The sequence below is a fragment of the Citrobacter europaeus genome, assembly GCA_020099315.1.
In the GTDB taxonomy this organism is placed as follows: Bacteria; Pseudomonadota; Gammaproteobacteria; order Enterobacterales; family Enterobacteriaceae; genus Citrobacter; species Citrobacter europaeus.
In genome coordinates this window covers 2,343,600-2,359,574 of sequence record CP083650.1, presented here as the reverse complement: position 1 = coordinate 2,359,574, position 15,975 = coordinate 2,343,600, and the positions used below count along the sequence as shown (strand labels likewise).

General features: G+C 52.6%; 13 protein-coding genes and 2 pseudogenes. 5 read left to right on the top strand and 10 right to left on the bottom strand.

From position 1 onward, the window contains the following. Positions 1 to 24 precede the first annotated feature (24 nt). Positions 25 to 195, top strand: a pseudogene (locus LA337_11160) (PhzF family phenazine biosynthesis protein). 58 nt (positions 196 to 253) lie between these two features. On the opposite strand, the gene nhoA reads toward LA337_11160, so the two are convergent. Beyond that, a complete protein-coding gene (nhoA, locus tag LA337_11155) occupies positions 254 to 1,099 on the bottom strand; it encodes an N-hydroxyarylamine O-acetyltransferase (protein ID UBI18201.1) in 846 nt (281 codons plus the stop codon). Between the two features lie 157 nt (positions 1,100 to 1,256). On the opposite strand from nhoA, the gene LA337_11150 reads away from it, so the two are divergent. After that, the gene (locus tag LA337_11150; GenBank protein ID UBI18200.1) at positions 1,257 to 1,829 is read left to right on the top strand and encodes a flavin reductase family protein; all 573 of its coding nucleotides are present in this window, start codon (positions 1,257 to 1,259) and stop codon (positions 1,827 to 1,829) included. 214 nt (positions 1,830 to 2,043) lie between these two features. After that, positions 2,044 to 4,020 carry an MBL fold metallo-hydrolase gene (locus LA337_11145; protein UBI18199.1) on the top strand — a complete coding sequence of 659 codons (1,977 nt, stop codon included), beginning with the start codon at positions 2,044 to 2,046 and terminating at the stop codon, positions 4,018 to 4,020. Between the two features lie 38 nt (positions 4,021 to 4,058). On the opposite strand, the gene pptA is transcribed toward LA337_11145, so the two are convergent. Continuing rightward, the gene (gene pptA, locus LA337_11140) at positions 4,059 to 4,286 is read right to left on the bottom strand and encodes a tautomerase PptA (GenBank protein UBI18198.1); all 228 of its coding nucleotides are present in this window, start codon (positions 4,284 to 4,286) and stop codon (positions 4,059 to 4,061) included. Between the two features lie 34 nt (positions 4,287 to 4,320). After that, the gene (locus LA337_11135) at positions 4,321 to 5,325 is read right to left on the bottom strand and encodes a LacI family DNA-binding transcriptional regulator (protein ID UBI18197.1); all 1,005 of its coding nucleotides are present in this window, start codon (positions 5,323 to 5,325) and stop codon (positions 4,321 to 4,323) included. Positions 5,326 to 5,644: 319 nt separating this feature from the next. On the opposite strand from LA337_11135, the gene LA337_11130 reads away from it, so the two are divergent. Both LA337_11130 and LA337_11125 read left to right on the top strand, forming a co-directional pair. Beyond that, positions 5,645 to 6,841 (top strand): L-talarate/galactarate dehydratase, encoded by a 1,197-nt coding sequence (locus LA337_11130; protein ID UBI18196.1) that lies wholly within the window; start codon positions 5,645 to 5,647, stop codon positions 6,839 to 6,841. A gap of 73 nt (positions 6,842 to 6,914) precedes the next feature. Then, a complete protein-coding gene (locus LA337_11125; GenBank protein ID UBI18195.1) occupies positions 6,915 to 8,225 on the top strand; it encodes an MFS transporter in 1,311 nt (436 codons plus the stop codon). 70 nt (positions 8,226 to 8,295) lie between these two features. Here LA337_11125 and LA337_11120 read toward each other — a convergent pair whose 3' ends face one another. From LA337_11120 to LA337_11090, 7 genes and pseudogenes are all read right to left on the bottom strand, one after another. Then, complete coding sequence (locus LA337_11120) at positions 8,296 to 8,913, bottom strand: glutathione S-transferase family protein (protein UBI18194.1); 618 nt, start codon at positions 8,911 to 8,913, stop codon at positions 8,296 to 8,298. 81 nt (positions 8,914 to 8,994) lie between these two features. Continuing rightward, entirely contained in the window at positions 8,995 to 9,768 is a 774-nt protein-coding gene (locus LA337_11115) for an amino acid ABC transporter ATP-binding protein (protein ID UBI18193.1), read from the bottom strand. Then, positions 9,752 to 10,678 carry an amino acid ABC transporter permease gene (locus tag LA337_11110; protein UBI18192.1) on the bottom strand — a complete coding sequence of 309 codons (927 nt, stop codon included), beginning with the start codon at positions 10,676 to 10,678 and terminating at the stop codon, positions 9,752 to 9,754. The genes LA337_11115 and LA337_11110 overlap by 17 nt, the downstream gene beginning before the upstream one ends. A gap of 9 nt (positions 10,679 to 10,687) precedes the next feature. Beyond that, positions 10,688 to 11,197 (bottom strand): GNAT family N-acetyltransferase, encoded by a 510-nt coding sequence (locus tag LA337_11105; protein UBI18191.1) that lies wholly within the window; start codon positions 11,195 to 11,197, stop codon positions 10,688 to 10,690. 10 nt (positions 11,198 to 11,207) lie between these two features. Further along, positions 11,208 to 13,465: pseudogene (locus LA337_11100) on the bottom strand (NtaA/DmoA family FMN-dependent monooxygenase). Between the two features lie 25 nt (positions 13,466 to 13,490). Beyond that, positions 13,491 to 14,612 (bottom strand): amidohydrolase, encoded by a 1,122-nt coding sequence (locus tag LA337_11095; GenBank protein UBI18190.1) that lies wholly within the window; start codon positions 14,610 to 14,612, stop codon positions 13,491 to 13,493. Next, positions 14,612 to 15,610: an MsnO8 family LLM class oxidoreductase gene (locus LA337_11090; GenBank protein ID UBI18189.1), complete on the bottom strand. Its 999-nt coding sequence runs from the start codon at positions 15,608 to 15,610 to the stop codon at positions 14,612 to 14,614. The genes LA337_11095 and LA337_11090 overlap by 1 nt, the downstream gene beginning before the upstream one ends. Positions 15,611 to 15,975: the final 365 nt, after the last annotated feature.

Below are 15,975 nucleotides of genomic sequence, written 5' to 3'. Positions count from 1 at the left end.
AGCGCTTGCGCTTACCGGGCCTGGATGGCGCATGATGGGGAAACGTTACGTGTTCAGGGACATCAGGGCCGCGCGCTCGGGCGTGACGGGATTGTTGATGTAACGGTGACTATCCGTGAAAACCTGCCGGAAAAAGTCACCATTACCGGTTCGGCGGTGAACTTGTTTCACGCAGAATGGGCAATAGATTTTTAATCATTTCCGTAAGCCGGATAAGGCGATGACGCCGCATCCGGCATGACTTACGATGCCCCTATTTTCCCGCCTCCGGATGCGTATCAAACGCCGCCATAACCGTCGCCAGCTCACCGAGTGTAAACCCATGCTTCACATCATCCACGCCTAGTCCAAAACGTTCTTGCAACAAAGCATACAGGCTGGCGACGTCCGGCAGATTAATCTGCTCCACCGCGTGTCCATCCTGATAATGGGTAAAGTGAAAATTGGTTAATGTTAATTTCCCGCCGTCAGGCAGATGACGACACATCAGCAGATGATGGCGAAAATGCGATTGTGGCCAGTGAGCAGACCAAAAGTTGCCCATCAGATAATCGCTCTGGTGCTGTACCACCAGGTCGAAATGGTACATCGATTGCCAGTGTTCATGATGACGGAATTGCAGGATCCAGTCTTCACCTTCCTGAATCAGCCGATACTCGCCGTGTGGCGTCTTCTGCTCAATGTTAGCCTGCAGACGAATCGGCGCCGTCAGCGTTTGCCCGCCGAAGCCAACGTCGGCAATCCACTGTTCTCCCTGTAACTCGACCAGCAACAAACGATGCGTGCGCGGCGGCAGGCTTGACGGATTTGCCAGTACCACACGCCCGAGCAGACTGCGTACGTTAAAACCGATCTCACGTAGCGCTCGTTCAAACACTCCGTTCTGTTCAAAGCAATAACCGCCGCGACGCGCCGTTACCAGCTTCTCTTCCAGCGACAAATCGTCAAGCTGCATTTCACGGGGCAGCAATACATCCAGGTTTTCAAAAGGTATGGCGGCGTTGTGCAATAAATGCAGCGCTCGTAAGGTTTCAATGTCGACCCAGGCCAAATCTGACCAACCAATACGGGCAAAATAAGTGGTTAAAAAAGGCGTCATACGGAGTTCCTGTTCGGTTAATGCAGTACTTATAACGCATTTTTAAATTTACGCCGTCGATTTTGTGCGTTGTTCCTCCTGGTGAGGCGACAAAATCGCTAATACCGTTAATATCTATGTTTATTGTGGTGTGTTATCTCTCAGCCAAGGAGCATCCATGAGCCATTTTCGTCCGATCGAATTAAAACACGCCAGTCGGCTACTCAATCACGGTCCTACGATATTGATAACCAGCCGGGATGAGCATACCGAGCGGCGCAATGTGATGGCAGCGGCATGGTCAATGCCCGTGGAGTTTGAACCACCGCGGGTAGCAATTGTTGTTGATAAGACCGCCTGGTCGCGTGAACTAATCGAACGTAGCGGTAAATTCGGCATCGTTATTCCGGGCGTTGCCGCCGTCAACTGGACCTGGGCCGTAGGCAGCGTTTCTGGTCGAGCGGAAGATAAATTCAACTGCTACGGCATTCCCGTAGTGCAAGGACCGGTCCTGGGTTTACCGCTGATAGAAGCGAAATGCCTGGCCTGGATGGAATGTCGCCTGTTGCCGGCCACTGCGGCACTAGAAAAATATGACACGCTGTTTGGGGAAGTCGTCTCGGCTGCCGCTGATGAGAGAGCCTTTGTCGAAGGACGCTGGCAGTTTGATGATGGCAAGCTCAATACGTTGCATCACCTTGGAGCCGGAACGTTTGTCTCCAGCGGGAAGCGTTTTATCGCTGGTGAATGATACTCTGCCAACGGATGGCAGTTCTCCGCTGTCATCCGCAACTGTTTTCTTAAAACTGCTGAAAAACCAATCAGATAAATTCTCCCTCCTTCCTTGCTGAATCATTCGCGTGAATTATAGTTAATCTTGCACTAACGCAAATATCTAATCAAAACATTATCCGTGAAAGCAGCATCCCCCAACTCTACTTATGAAGTGTCAGAGAGGTTTTACGATGCAACTTAATAGAATCGCACAGAGTTTTATACTGGCTGGGTTACTCACATCGTTTTCTGTTCCCGTTATGGCCGCTGAAGCTCCCAAAGACGCCACCGCCGCCACGCAACAAGCCAACAACGCGCTTTACAACCAACTACCATTCTCCGATAACACCGACTTTACCGATGCCCACAAAGGCTTTATCGCGCCACTCCCGCAGGAAGTGATCAAAGGTGAAGAGGGAAATGTTATCTGGAATCCGCAGCAATACGCGTTCATCAAAGAAGGCGATAAAGCGCCGGATACGGTAAACCCGAGCCTGTGGCGCCAGTCCCAGTTGATCAACATTAGCGGGCTATTTGAAGTAACGGATGGCGTTTACCAGATTCGTAACCTCGATCTGTCGAACATGACCATTATTGAAGGTAAAGAAGGCGTTACCGTCGTTGACCCGCTGGTTTCTGCAGAAACGGCTAAGGTCGGGATGGATCTTTACTTTAAAAACCGCGGTCAAAAACCGGTTGTCGCGGTGATTTATACCCACAGCCACGTTGACCATTACGGCGGCGTACGCGGCGTTGTTGATGAAGCCGACGTTAAAGCGGGCAAAGTGAAAATTTATGCGCCTGCCGGATTTATGGAAGCAGCGGTCGCTGAGAATATCATGGCAGGTAACGTCATGAGCCGTCGCGCGAGCTACATGTACGGCAACCTGCTAAAACCTGATGTCAAAGGTCAGGTCGGCGCGGGACTGGGAACCACAACTTCTGCGGGAACCGTTACCCTGATTGCGCCAACGAATATCATTGAGAAAGATGGACAAAAAGAGGTCATTGACGGCCTGACCTATGATTTCATGCTGGCTCCGGGTTCTGAAGCGCCTTCGGAGATGCTGTGGTACATCGAAGAGAAGAAACTGATTGAATCTGCTGAAGATGTCACCCACACCCTGCACAATACCTACTCTCTGCGCGGAGCCAAAATCCGTGAACCGCTGCCGTGGTCCAAATACATCAACGAAGCGATTGTCCGCTGGGGTGATAAAGCAGAAGTGCTGATGGCGCAGCACCACTGGCCTACCTGGGGTAATGACAAGGTTGTAAGCCTGCTGAAAAGCCAGCGCGATTTGTACCGTTACATCAACGACCAGACGTTGCGCATGGCTAACGAAGGTCTGACCCGCGATGAGATCGCCGCAAACTTTAAGCTACCGGACTCACTGGCCCACACCTGGGCTAACCGCGGTTACTATGGCTCCGTGAGCCATGATGTAAAAGCAACCTATGTGCTCTATCTCGGCTGGTTTGACGGCAACCCGGCAACGCTGGATGAACTGCCGCCGGAAGAATCTGCGAAGAAATTTGTTGACTACATGGGCGGTGCGGACGCCATTTTGCAGAAAGCAAAAGCCGACTATGACCAGGGTAACTACCGTTGGGTAGCTCAGGTGGTGAGCAAAGTGGTGTTTGCCGATCCGAATAACCAGGCCGCGCGTAATCTGGAAGCGGATGCGCTGGAGCAATTGGGATATCAGGCTGAATCCGGCCCGTGGCGTAACTTCTATCTGACCGGGGCGCAAGAGCTGCGTAACGGCGTAGTCAAAGGCCCAACCCCGAATACCGCCAGCCCGGATACCGTTCGCGCCATGACGCCGGAAATGTTCTTCGATTATCTGGCGGTGCATATCAACGGACAAAAAGCGGGCGATGCGAAGTCGGTGTTTAACATCGATCTGGGTAGCGACGGTGGTAAATACAAACTTGAGCTGGAGAATGGCGTACTGAACCATACCGCCAATGCCGAGGCAAAAGACGCCGACGCCACCGTCACGCTGAATCGCGACACGCTGAACAAAATCATCCTCAAGGAAGTGACGCTAAAACAGGCGCAAGACAGCGGTGATGTGAAGATAACCGGTGACGGCGCCAAGCTTGATGCCATGCTCGGCTATATGGATAAGTTCGAATTCTGGTTCAACATCGTTACGCCGTAATCACAACGAAAATGGGCGGATTATCCGCCCGTTTTTTCTTACATACTGTAGCCGGGTTTTTTAATCAACTTTGCCATCTGCGGCGCTATTTCCGCATCCCACACGCCCTGCCACGCCTCGGGCTCAATTTCATTGAGCGCCACGCTCACGGAACTGTCTTTGCTTTGCAAATGACGAATAATGACCTCGGTAATATCCGCCGCCAGCGCATTTTTTTGTTCGTCGGTAAGGGAGCGGGGAAAACATTTAATATCAACGTGCGGCATAGCAGATTCCTTAATGTTTTGGGATGCAGGTAACTTATGCGGACTCTCGTTCAACCAGGTGAAATCCGACATCAATAATATCGTCTTCACGCGGGATTTGTTCGATACGATCGGCAAGCAGAGAGGCGGCACGTTGTCCAATGGCCCGTCGGTCGACGCTGACGGTGGTGATGGCTGGTCGGTTACTGGCAGCAAAATCGAGATCGCCAAAACCGATAACCGCTAACTCCTGCGGCACGCGTAGACCACGACTTTCGGCTTCCATGATCGCCCCCTGGGCTAGCGTATCTGAGCTACAGACAATGACATCAAAAGCGCCTTCAGCCAATAGTTGAGCTAATCCGCTGCGCCCCAATGCCAGAGAGGCCGGTAGCGGGACATCCACCTGAGCCTCAGCGGCAATACCATGACGACTCAGCGCATCGCACAGTCCTTGTTTACGCTGGCCTGCCCGACGATCGGCTGTCCATAGCAAGCCAGGACGGCGATAGCCTTTTTCCAGCAAATAATCTGCCACCGCCATCCCGACTTTTTCATGCGAAAATCCGACCAGCATATCAATAGGTGTTGGCGTTAAATCCCAGATCTCCACGACCGGAATGGCTGCATTAAGAATCACCTTTTTCAGTTCGGCGGTATGATGAATGCCGGTGAGCAGTACGCCATCCGGGCGGCGAGAAAGCAGTGTCGCCACCAGCTCAGCCTCTGTTTGCGGCGTATAACCCGACACGCAGAGTAAGATGTGGTATCCGCGTTCAGCCAGTTCATCGCTCAATGACTGGATGGTATCGACAAACATATTGTTGTTAATTTGCGGGACCACCACGGCGATAAGCTTACTGCGTCGTGACGCCAGTCCGCCGGCCAGCGCGTTGGGAATATAGCCGGTGGTGCGTACCGCTTGCATTACTTTTTCCACCGTTTTCGGGCGCACCAACTGCGGGGTATTCAACGCCCTGCTCACCGTCATGGGTGACAATCCCGCGGTACGGGCAACATCTTCCAGCGTGGGGGCGCGCGGAGGTCTGGAGTTTTTCACTGTCGATGCCCTTGTCAAAAATCGCCGATGTATCCTGGCATTATTCATCATGATTTGGGCTATTGCCAGCGTCGCTCGGTGATAATGCAGGGAAAACAGCAGCTTAGTTAATTATCGCCGCTCAAAATGATAGCGCAATCACAACGATTTGTGCATTTCTCCATAAAGTATTGGAATGTGACGTCGTTTATAATTTACCACCCTTTTCTCTCAGTATTTGTGAGCAATTGTTCAAATCGCAGTCAATTCACTGGCACAGTGATTGCGCTAACATTAAAAATGATAGCGCAATCATTTGTTATCACCAGGAGAGAACATTATGTCTTTAAGTGCCAATTCTGATGCCGTGACCTATGCCAAATCGGCCAATGCAAAAACCGCGGCAGAAACCGGCGATCGGATCGAATGGGTTAAGCTATCCCTCGCTTTCCTTCCCCTGGCAACACCAGTAAGCGATGCCAAAGTGCTGACCGGTCGTCAGAAACCTCTAACCGAAGTCGCCATTATCATCGCCGAGATCCGCAGCCGTGACGGGTTTGAAGGCGTTGGATTCAGTTACTCAAAGCGGGCTGGCGGTCAGGGGATCTATGCGCATGCCAAAGAAATTGCCGATAACCTGTTAGGCGAAGACCCAAACGATATCGACAAGATCTACACCAAGCTGCTGTGGGCTGGCGCCTCCGTGGGACGTAGCGGCATGGCGGTTCAGGCAATCTCCCCTATCGATATCGCCTTGTGGGATATGAAGGCCAAGCGTGCAGGGTTGCCGCTGGCAAAACTGCTGGGTTCGCATCGGGACTCCGTGCAGTGCTACAACACCTCCGGTGGATTCCTGCATACCCCGCTGAATCAGGTGCTTAAAAACGTGGTTATTTCCCGTGAAAACGGCATTGGCGGTATCAAGCTCAAGGTTGGTCAACCAAACTGCGCTGAGGATATTCGTCGCTTAACCGCGGTGCGTGAAGCGCTGGGTGATGACTTCCCGCTGATGGTCGATGCCAATCAGCAGTGGGACCGGGAAACCGCCATCCGTATGGGACGTAAAATGGAGCAGTTCAATCTGATCTGGATTGAAGAGCCTCTGGACGCCTACGACGTTGAAGGTCACGCCCAACTGGCCGCCGCGCTTGACACCCCGATTGCCACCGGTGAAATGTTGACCAGCTTCCGCGAACATGAACAGTTGATCCTCGGAAATGCCAGCGATTATGTGCAGCCCGATGCTCCGCGTGTGGGGGGAATTTCACCGTTCCTGAAAATTATGGACCTGGCGGCGAAACACGGACGCAAACTGGCTCCGCACTTCGCCATGGAAGTTCACCTGCATCTGTCCGCAGCGTATCCCCTTGAGCCATGGCTGGAACATTTTGAATGGCTGAACCCGTTATTTAATGAACAGCTTGAGTTGCGTGATGGCCGGATGTGGGTTTCCGACCGTCATGGCCTGGGGTTTAGCATCAGCGAGCAGACGCGCCGCTGGACACAATTGACCTGCGAGTTTGGTAAACGTCCTTAATTTATTTGGCGGGTAAGTAATACCCGCCCTCTTCCCTACGGAAACGCTCTCAACCTTATGAAAGGAGTGGGTGATGAACACAATAATAAAGCGTACAAAAGTGCGTTACGGCATTCTGATATTTCTGTTTCTTGCTACCGTATTTAATTACGCCGATCGCGCGACATTATCCGTCGTGGCTCCGATTATGAGCAAAGAATTAGGTTTTGATCCTGAAGCCATGGGGCTGGCCTTTTCTGCCTTCGGTATTTCTTATGTCATTATGCAACTGCCCGGCGGCTGGCTCCTGGATCGCTATGGTTCTCGTCTGGTATACGGCTGCGCATTGATTGGCTGGTCGCTGGTAACGATGTTTCAGGGCACCATTTATCTGTACGCCAGCCCACTTGTCGTATTGATTATCTTACGACTACTGATGGGGGCGATTGAAGCTCCAGCCTTTCCGGCCAACAGCCGATTAAGCGTGCAGTGGTTTCCTAATAACGAACGGGGCTTTGTTACCTCTGTCTATCAGGCCGCACAATATATCTCGTTAGGGATTATTACGCCGTTAATGACGATTATTTTGCATAATCTAAGTTGGCACTTTGTTTTTTATTACATTGGGGCGATTGGCGTTATTCTTGGCATTTTCTGGCTGGTGAAGGTCAGAGACCCTATGCATCACCCGAAGGTAAACCAGCAGGAAATTGACTATATCAGGGAAGGCGGTGGCGAACCGTCGCTGGGTAATAAAAAAGAGCCACAGAAAATTACCTTTGCGCAAATCAAAAGCGTCTGCGTCAACCGCATGATGATTGGCGTTTATATTGGACAGTTCTGCGTGACGTCAATCACCTGGTTTTTCCTGACCTGGTTTCCTACCTATCTGTATCAGGCTAAAGGCATGTCGATCCTTAAAGTGGGATTTGTCGCCAGTATCCCTGCCATTGCCGGTTTTATCGGTGGATTGTTGGGCGGCGTTTTCTCCGACTGGCTTTTAAAACGCGGCTACAGCCTGACAATTGCCCGTAAGCTGCCGGTTATCTGTGGGATGTTGCTTTCCTGCGTCATCGTTATCGCGAATTACACATCGTCAGAATTTGTGGTTATCGCCGCGATGAGTCTGGCGTTCTTCGCCAAAGGCTTTGGCAATCTGGGATGGTGCGTTCTCAGCGATACCTCACCAAAAGAAGTGCTTGGCATTGCAGGAGGCGTATTCAATATGTGCGGCAATATGGCCAGTATCATCACACCACTGGTGATCGGCGTCATTCTGGCGAATACCCAGTCCTTTGATTACGCCATCCTGTATGTCGGCTCGATGGGGCTGATCGGCCTGGTTTCCTATCTGTTTATCGTGGGTCCGTTGGATCGTATTACGCTCACCCCTTCTGTTGCGTAATTTAAACTTATGGCGATAGTCCGCCCGCTGTTCCGGGAATTGCACTCCTGCGGAACAGCGTTTTTTTTATTTAAATAATCTTATTGTTTTTCAGTACAGTACGCAGCCGTGGGTGCTGACAAACCGCATCGGCGATAGCGCTAATATTCGGCGTGTTGTCCTGAAACCAGTCATGACCCGGTCCCCAGGTGCGCATAACGGCAATATAAACGTCCAGCAGCGTTAACTGCTCCCCGAACGCGTACGGCTCGGCGCTTAGCTGGTCGTTCAGCCATATATAAAGCGATTTACGGTACTCAATACCGTTCTTTTTCAACTGCGCCGGGGCGTCCGGTGCCCAGCGTTGTGGGTAATCGGCATAGGTAAACGTGGGATAGACATTTGCCACCAGCCATATCAACAGACGCTGAAACTGCTGGCGTTCGGCGTGCCCAACGGGTGGTGAAAGTGCTGGACAACGATCGAGGATCATCAGCGCGATCGCCGCCGTTTCCGTCATCACGCTGCCATTTTCCAGTATCAGTGTGGGCACCTGGCATAGCGGATTCATTGTTTTAAGCAACTCCCGCGAAGGACCATCGCTGTCAAAACCGTCCACATCAATAAAGCGGTAAGGGATATCCGCCAGTGTGAGCATCACTTCACTGATGGCCGATCCCCAGCCCGGTACCCCATAGACCTTAATCATGCTGCACCCCACAAAGTTAAAACCCTAAGTGTAGAGCAGCATTCGACATCCTATGCAGACATGCCCATCTTTCCCTGAAACTCACAGCACTTTCGACAAGAACTGCTGGGTACGTGTGTGGCGTGGATGATTCAACACCTGCTCGCTGCTGCCCTGCTCGACGATTTTGCCATCGACCATAAACACCACCTGATCCGCGACTTCCCGGGCGAAGCCAATCTCGTGCGTCACCACAACCAACGTGGTTCCCGACTGTGCCAGTGCTTTAATGACATCCAGCACTTCACCGACCAGTTCAGGATCCAGCGCAGATGTCGGTTCATCAAACAGCATAACGCGCGGATTTAGCGCCAGCGCACGGGCAATAGCGATCCGCTGCTGCTGACCGCCGGACAGATGTCGCGACCAGGCATCGGCTTTATTCCGCAGTCCTACCGCATCAAGCAGAGTTAATGCTCGCTCGGTGGCGGCTTTTCGCGATGCCAGACCGTGCGCAATGGGCGCTTCAATCAAATTCTCCAGCACGGTTAAGTGCGGGAACAGATTAAAATTCTGGAACACATAGCCGACGTTAACGCGCTGGCGCAAAATTTCCGCCTCTTTCAGCTCATACAGCGTGTCTCCCTGCCGACGATAGCCAATGTAATCACCATCGATTTGAATAAATCCCTCATCGACGCGTTCCAGATGGTTGATGGTCCGCAGGAGTGTGGATTTCCCTGAACCGGACGGCCCGAGAATGACCGTTACCGTACCAGGAGGGATCTCCAGCGACACATTATCCAATGCTTTGTGGCGGCCAAAGTATTTGCTGACGCCGGTAATGGAAATATGGCCTTCAGGCGAGTGGGACATGGACGGTCTCCTGCTGTGGATGTTGACGACTGCGTTTTTCTGCACGACTCACTCGGGCAGTATTGATGGCTGAACGTCGTTCGCTGCGCGCCAGCGCGCGTTCGACCAGGTGCTGAATTAGCGACAAAACGCTGGTGATCACCAGATACCATACCGCGCCCACCATCAGCAGCGGGATCACTTCCTGCGTGCGGTTGTAGATCATCTGGATGGTATAGAACAGCTCCGGCATTGCCAGCACGTATACCATCGCTGTCCCTTTCGCCAGACTGATGATTTCATTGAAGCCAGCAGGCAAAATGGTGCGCAGCGCCTGCGGCAGAATAATCCGCAGCGTACGTCGCCATGCCGGTAAACCCAGCGCTGCCGCTGCCTCATACTGACCGTGATCGACCCCTAAAAATCCACCCCGAATAATTTCAGCGGTATAGGCGCTTTGCACCAGTGTCAGGCCAATCACCGCAGTGGAAAACTGGCCGAGCACATTGATGGTCTCAAAACTTCCCCACTGAATGGGCGTAAACGGAATACCAATCGCCAGCGTGTCGTACAGATAGGAGAAGTTGTATAAAACGATCAGCACCACAATCAGCGGTAACGAACGAAACAGCCAGATGTATCCCCATGCCAGAAAGTTCAACAGCCAGGAAGATGAAAGCCGTGCCAGCGCCAACAGACCGCCGATAAGAATACTCAACAGCGTCCCGATAAGCGTCAGTAACAGCGTTTGCCCGAGGCCGGACAAGATAACCGGATCAAAGAACCAGCGGGCAAACACGCCCCATTCCCAGCGCGGATTAAACGCCACAGACTGGATAATCACCGCCAGAACAAACAAAGCAATGACCGCGCCAACGGTGCGCATGGGATAACGCGCCGGTACGACTTTAATGCTATCCGTCGTTTTCATCTTCTCTCCTCAGGCGATTCTGGCCTGACCGGCGATAGTTAACAGTTTGGTAAAGCGCAGCCGGCCATCAAACGGCGGCAGGCTGTACTCTTCGGGATCGCGCGTCGTATCAAATTGCGGATCGTAGCCCTGACTTAAGTAAAGCCGGACGGCTTCCGGCTGGCGAAATCCCGTGGTCAGATAAATCCGGCTGTAGCCCGCGAGCAGCGCCCGGCGTTCCAGCTCCTGCACCACACGCGCCGCCAACCCCTGCTGACGCAGGCTGCTTTTCGTCCAGATCCGCTTAATCTCAGCGGTGTCCTTGTCGTAAGGTTTGTAAGCTCCGGTGGCGATAATCTCACCGCGGCGCTCCAGTACCACGAAAAGTCCCTGAGGCGCCAGATACCATTCCGTCAGTTCTACTTCAGCGTCGCGAGAAAAATAATCGCCATAGCGGGCGGCATATTCACCGAACAGACCGTTCAAAATGGGCTGCAGTTCGCTGGCTTCAGGTGAGACCACGCGAAATTTATCGCTCACGATGACCTCCTTAGTCGCCTAAACCGGCCGGGTTTATTTCAGATTGCGGAATACGTTCCACCCCTTCACCCCAGCGATTCAGCACCTTGTCATAGTCGCCGTTGCCAATGACCCCGTTGAGGGCAGTTTGTACTGGCAAAACCAGACCGCTGTCCTTTTTCAGCGTCACGGCAATATGCGCCGCTTTTGGCCAACCGCCATCAACGCTACCCACTAATTGTGTTTTACCGTTGAGCGCGGCTTTCCACGCGCCAATAACGTTGGGCCCGAAGTAGGCATCGGCACGGCCCGACTGCAGTGCCAGGGTTTGCGCGGCATCGTCTTTGGTATACACCGGCGTAAACGGCTGCAACCCTTTCTTCACGTTCTCATCGTTCCAGGCGAGCAGGATGGCTTCCTGGTTCGTCCCCGAACCGACGATGATGCGCAGACCGGCGATATCTTCCGCCTGATCGATTTTCTTCAGCTTGCTGCCGGTTTTGACATAAAAGCCAAGAGAGTCTTTCCGGTACGTCGCGAAATCGAATTTCTCTTTGCGCGCTTTGGTGACGGTAATATTGCTGATCGCGGCATCGTATTTGCCGGAAGTGACGCCCAGCGGCCAGTCTTCCCATGACGTGGGTACAACGTTGAGCTCCAGCCCCAGACTGTCTGCCACCAGACGCGCGATGTCCGCCTCGCTGCCGATCAGTGTTTTATTGTCATCGGCAAAGACGGTCAGCGGCGGCTGGCTGAGCCCGGCAATCGCCACGGTGAATTTGCCCGGTACGGCCAGGTGCAGGTTTGCTGGCAACTGTGCAATCGCCTGCGGATTTTTTACCGTATTAATCGGCGCTTTATTCGCTTCCAGGCTTACGCCCGTGCCGTTGATCGTTACCTCATTTGCCCAGACGGTAGCGCTGAAAGCCAGTGACAGCGCGAGGAATACTGATTTTTTCTGCATAGCGTTTTCTCTTATTGTGTGAATTGATTTGCAGGTGTCGCTAATCCCAGACTTGCGCGCAGGGTCGTACCGGGATATTCATGGCGGAACAGGCCGCGCGCCTGAAGCTCGGGGACAACCTGTTCGACAAACCGCGGGAAGGTATCCGGCGTTCCGCCCTGGATGATAAAACCGTCAGCGGCTTTTTCGTCGAACCACTGCTGCAGACCGTCGGCAACCTGTTGCGGCGTGCCGCTGAAGCGCGGACGTGGGCTGGCCGCCTCCAGTGCAACCTGGCGGAGAGTTAAGCCACGCTCACGCGCAGTGCGTTTGATCTCATCAGTCGTACTGCGAAAGCTGTTTTGCCCGAGAGAGCCCAGATCCGGGAACGGTGCATCCAGCGGATATTGGGTAAAATCATGATGTTCAAAGTAGCGACCAAGGTAGTTCAGTGCGTCGGTAATAGAGACCAGCGCAGCGGTAGTCTGATACTGCTGCTCAACGTCTTCCGCGCTGTCGCCAACAATAACGCTAACGCCCTGGAATATATGCAGTTGATCGGGATGTCGTCCGGCGTTTTCCAGCTGGCTTTTTACATCCTGATAGAACGCTTTCGCCTCTGCCAGCGACTCCTGATGGGTAAAAATGGCATCAGCATGCTCCGCCGCTAATTTCTTGCCATCTGCTGAAGCGCCCGCCTGAAATATAATCGGACGGCCTTGTGGCGTACGCCCAATATTTAATGGCCCAGCGACCTGGAAATAATCTCCATGATGGTTAAGCGTGTGCAGTTTTTGCGGATTAAAAAATTCCCCGCTTGTTTTATTACGGGTAAAAGCATCGTCTTCCCAGGAATCCCACAATCCTTTCACTACCTTTAAATATTCATCGGCAATACGATAACGCTGAGCATGCTCTGGATGCTGAGCACGGGAATAGTTTTTTGCCGATCCTTCCAGAGGCGACGTAACCACGTTCCATCCTGCGCGCCCCTGACTGAGGTGGTCCAGACTGGCGAACTGCCGTGCGGTCGTAAACGGCTCGCTGTATGAGGTGGACACCGTGCCAACCAGCCCCAGATTCTGGGTGATGCTGGCCAAAGCGGATAATACCGTTAACGGCTCAAAACGATTTAAAAAGTGCGGGATTGATTTTTCATTAATATACAGACCATCGGCGACAAAAATAAAATCCAGCTTCCCTTTTTCCGCAATAAGCGCTGTCTCTTTGACAAAATCAAAATTAATACTGGCATCGGCCTGAGCCGCTGGATGACGCCATGCGGACATATTTCCCGATGCGCCATGCAGAATAGTGCCGAGCCGTAGTTGCCGATTTTCAGCCATAATACCCCCTACCCAACAGGTAAACTTAAAGATGTGCGAATGCCGTTTTTGCTAACTGCGCAAAATAATGCGCGGCAGGTTCAATTAAACGCTCGTCCGGTTTGAATCCCGGGTGATGTAATCCGTATTCACTGGCGCTGCCAATACTGACGAATGCGCCTGGCGTATTTTGCAGGTAGACGGCAAAATCCTCCCCGCCCATATGCAGATCGGCATGGTGGGTGGTATAACCTGACTGTTTCGCCACCGCGGTGGCAATACCGGCCCAACGATCATCATTTACCAACGCGGTCGGTCCCGCATGCCAGATTACGTCGATTTGTGCGCCAAAGGCGTGAGCAAATCCGGCAGCGATGTCATTAACTCGGGCCTTAACCTGCTGCTGTACCTGGGTTCTGTGCGTTCTGAGCGTCCCTTCCAGCTCAACGGACTCTGGTAATACGTTCCATGTATTTCCTCCCTGAATACGGGTTACGCTTAGCACGACTGAATCCAGCGTGTTAACGTCGCGACTGGCAACGCTTTGCAACACCGTTACCAGTTGGCTGGCGAGCAGGATGGCATCTTTGCCTTCATGCGGACGCGCCGCATGTGCACCTTTGCCATTAATGCGCAGTACGAAGCGGTCGACATTGGCATAAAATGCGCCGCCGCGTGTGGCAAATTCGCCCACCGGTAAACCCGGCTCATTGTGCATACCAAAAATAGCCGCTACGTTTTGTAGCGCACCAGCGCGGATCAGCGTTTTTGCGCCACCGAAACTCTCTTCAGCTGGCTGAAATAAAATACGTACTCGCCCCGGTAGGTATGTTTCCTGCTGTTTAAGCAGCAGCGCAGCGCCAAGCATGACGCTGCTGTGAACATCGTGCCCGCAGGCATGCATCACACCCGGCGTGAGGGAGCGAAACGGAACATCGGCACTTTCTTCAATTGGTAGCGCATCGATATCCGCGCGCAGCGCGATGATATCTTCTCCCTGGCCGATTTCCGCGACCAGACCGGTTTTCAACTCAAACGGCAAAATGTCGACGTCCGCTGCGCGCAACCAGGCGTGAATGCGCGCCGTGGTTGCTTCCTCCTGCAGGGAAAGCTCCGGATGCTGATGTAATTCACGACGCCAGTCGATAAGCGTTGAGCCGAGGGTCATCAGAGCACCTCCACGGCGTTATGGGCTTGCGCCAACAAACGCAGCGATGTCAGACGCGCGTGCCCTTCCGCCACTGGCGTGTCGATAATGAACTCGTCAATACCAAATTGCGTATGCAGAGCATTCAACTTTGCCATCACTTCCTGAGCGGTGCCGTGTAACAACGCCAGCTCACGACGCGCTATTTTGCGTGGGGGACTGCCAGCCTGTGCGGCAAATGCCAGCGCCTGTTCTTCGCTGGCTACTGTGACACGTTGACCATCTTCCAGTTCTACGCCCCAGATTTGTACGTTTTCCGCCAGTTGCGCAGCGGTGTCGTGACTGTCCGCCACAATCACCTGGACGGCGACTATCGTCGGGCATGTGCTGTGGGCCTGCCAGAAAGACAAAACGTCATGCAATAACGCTCTGTCACCGTTAAGGTGCGCAGCGAAGATAAAATTCCAGTCGGATTGCGCTGCTAATTGAGCGCTTTGCACACTGGCTCCCAGCACAAATCCTTCCGGCGGTAACGGTGGAATTGGCGTTGGGAATACCGTCACCCCACTTTCCGTTCCACTCAGCACCAGCCAGTCGTTAAGCTGGGAAAGCTGGTCAGCAAAACTGCCTTTTTCATCCTGATGTAGTCCCTGCTGTAACGCCTGGGTCGAAAGCGGTAAGCCGCCAGGGGCTTTCCCTACGCCGAGATCGACACGTCCAGGGGCCAGTGATGCCAGAAGATTGAAGTTTTCCGCCACTTTGTACGGGCTGTAATGTTGCAACATCACGCCGCCGGAACCTACGCGGATACGCTGGGTTTGCCCGAGGATCCAGGCGATCACCAACTCCGGCGATGGACTGGCCAGCTGTGGCGTATTATGGTGTTCCGCGATCCAGAAACGATGGTATCCCCACTCTTCTGCCAGTTGCGCCAGACGCAACGTCCGGTCAAGCGCCATCGCGGCGGTTTCACCTTCCCCGATGGGGCTTTTATCCAGAATACTCAGGCGATATGACATGTTACGGGCCTATGCTTGTTAACATGTCTTTATTATTAATTTATTGAATAACCATACAGAAACATTTAATTCACATTTGTTCAGCTAAAAAGTAGATAACCAACCCTGTTGCCATCAGGGATAATACCAGGGGCTTGTTTTACTGGTCGGAACACTCAGCGGAACAAATCCGGACTTTATGGCCTACAAAATATAATAGGGTTACTGGTTTCACAGAAATAGCATCAAAATAATTTCATACCAGTTTTCTTTTTACGAAAACGTTTTTTAGCGCGATTTACGTTAAGTCAGGTTAAACGACTTGCAACGTTATGCGGTTGTATTAAATGTTTCACTTTTATGACGCTGAATGAATAGTTCACCTG

Coding starts and splice junctions, on each gene's coding strand:
- LA337_11120 (UBI18194.1), bottom strand. CDS start 8,913: ATGATTAAGGTCTATGGGGTACCGGGCTGGGGATCGGCCATCAGTGAA.
- LA337_11090 (UBI18189.1), bottom strand. CDS start 15,610: ATGTCATATCGCCTGAGTATTCTGGATAAAAGCCCCATCGGGGAAGGT.
- LA337_11145 (UBI18199.1), top strand. CDS start 2,044: ATGCAACTTAATAGAATCGCACAGAGTTTTATACTGGCTGGGTTACTC.
- pptA (UBI18198.1), bottom strand. CDS start 4,286: ATGCCGCACGTTGATATTAAATGTTTTCCCCGCTCCCTTACCGACGAA.
- nhoA (UBI18201.1), bottom strand. CDS start 1,099: ATGACGCCTTTTTTAACCACTTATTTTGCCCGTATTGGTTGGTCAGAT.
- LA337_11095 (UBI18190.1), bottom strand. CDS start 14,612: ATGACCCTCGGCTCAACGCTTATCGACTGGCGTCGTGAATTACATCAG.
- LA337_11130 (UBI18196.1), top strand. CDS start 5,645: ATGTCTTTAAGTGCCAATTCTGATGCCGTGACCTATGCCAAATCGGCC.
- LA337_11115 (UBI18193.1), bottom strand. CDS start 9,768: ATGTCCCACTCGCCTGAAGGCCATATTTCCATTACCGGCGTCAGCAAA.
- LA337_11125 (UBI18195.1), top strand. CDS start 6,915: ATGAACACAATAATAAAGCGTACAAAAGTGCGTTACGGCATTCTGATA.
- LA337_11150 (UBI18200.1), top strand. CDS start 1,257: ATGAGCCATTTTCGTCCGATCGAATTAAAACACGCCAGTCGGCTACTC.
- LA337_11110 (UBI18192.1), bottom strand. CDS start 10,678: ATGAAAACGACGGATAGCATTAAAGTCGTACCGGCGCGTTATCCCATG.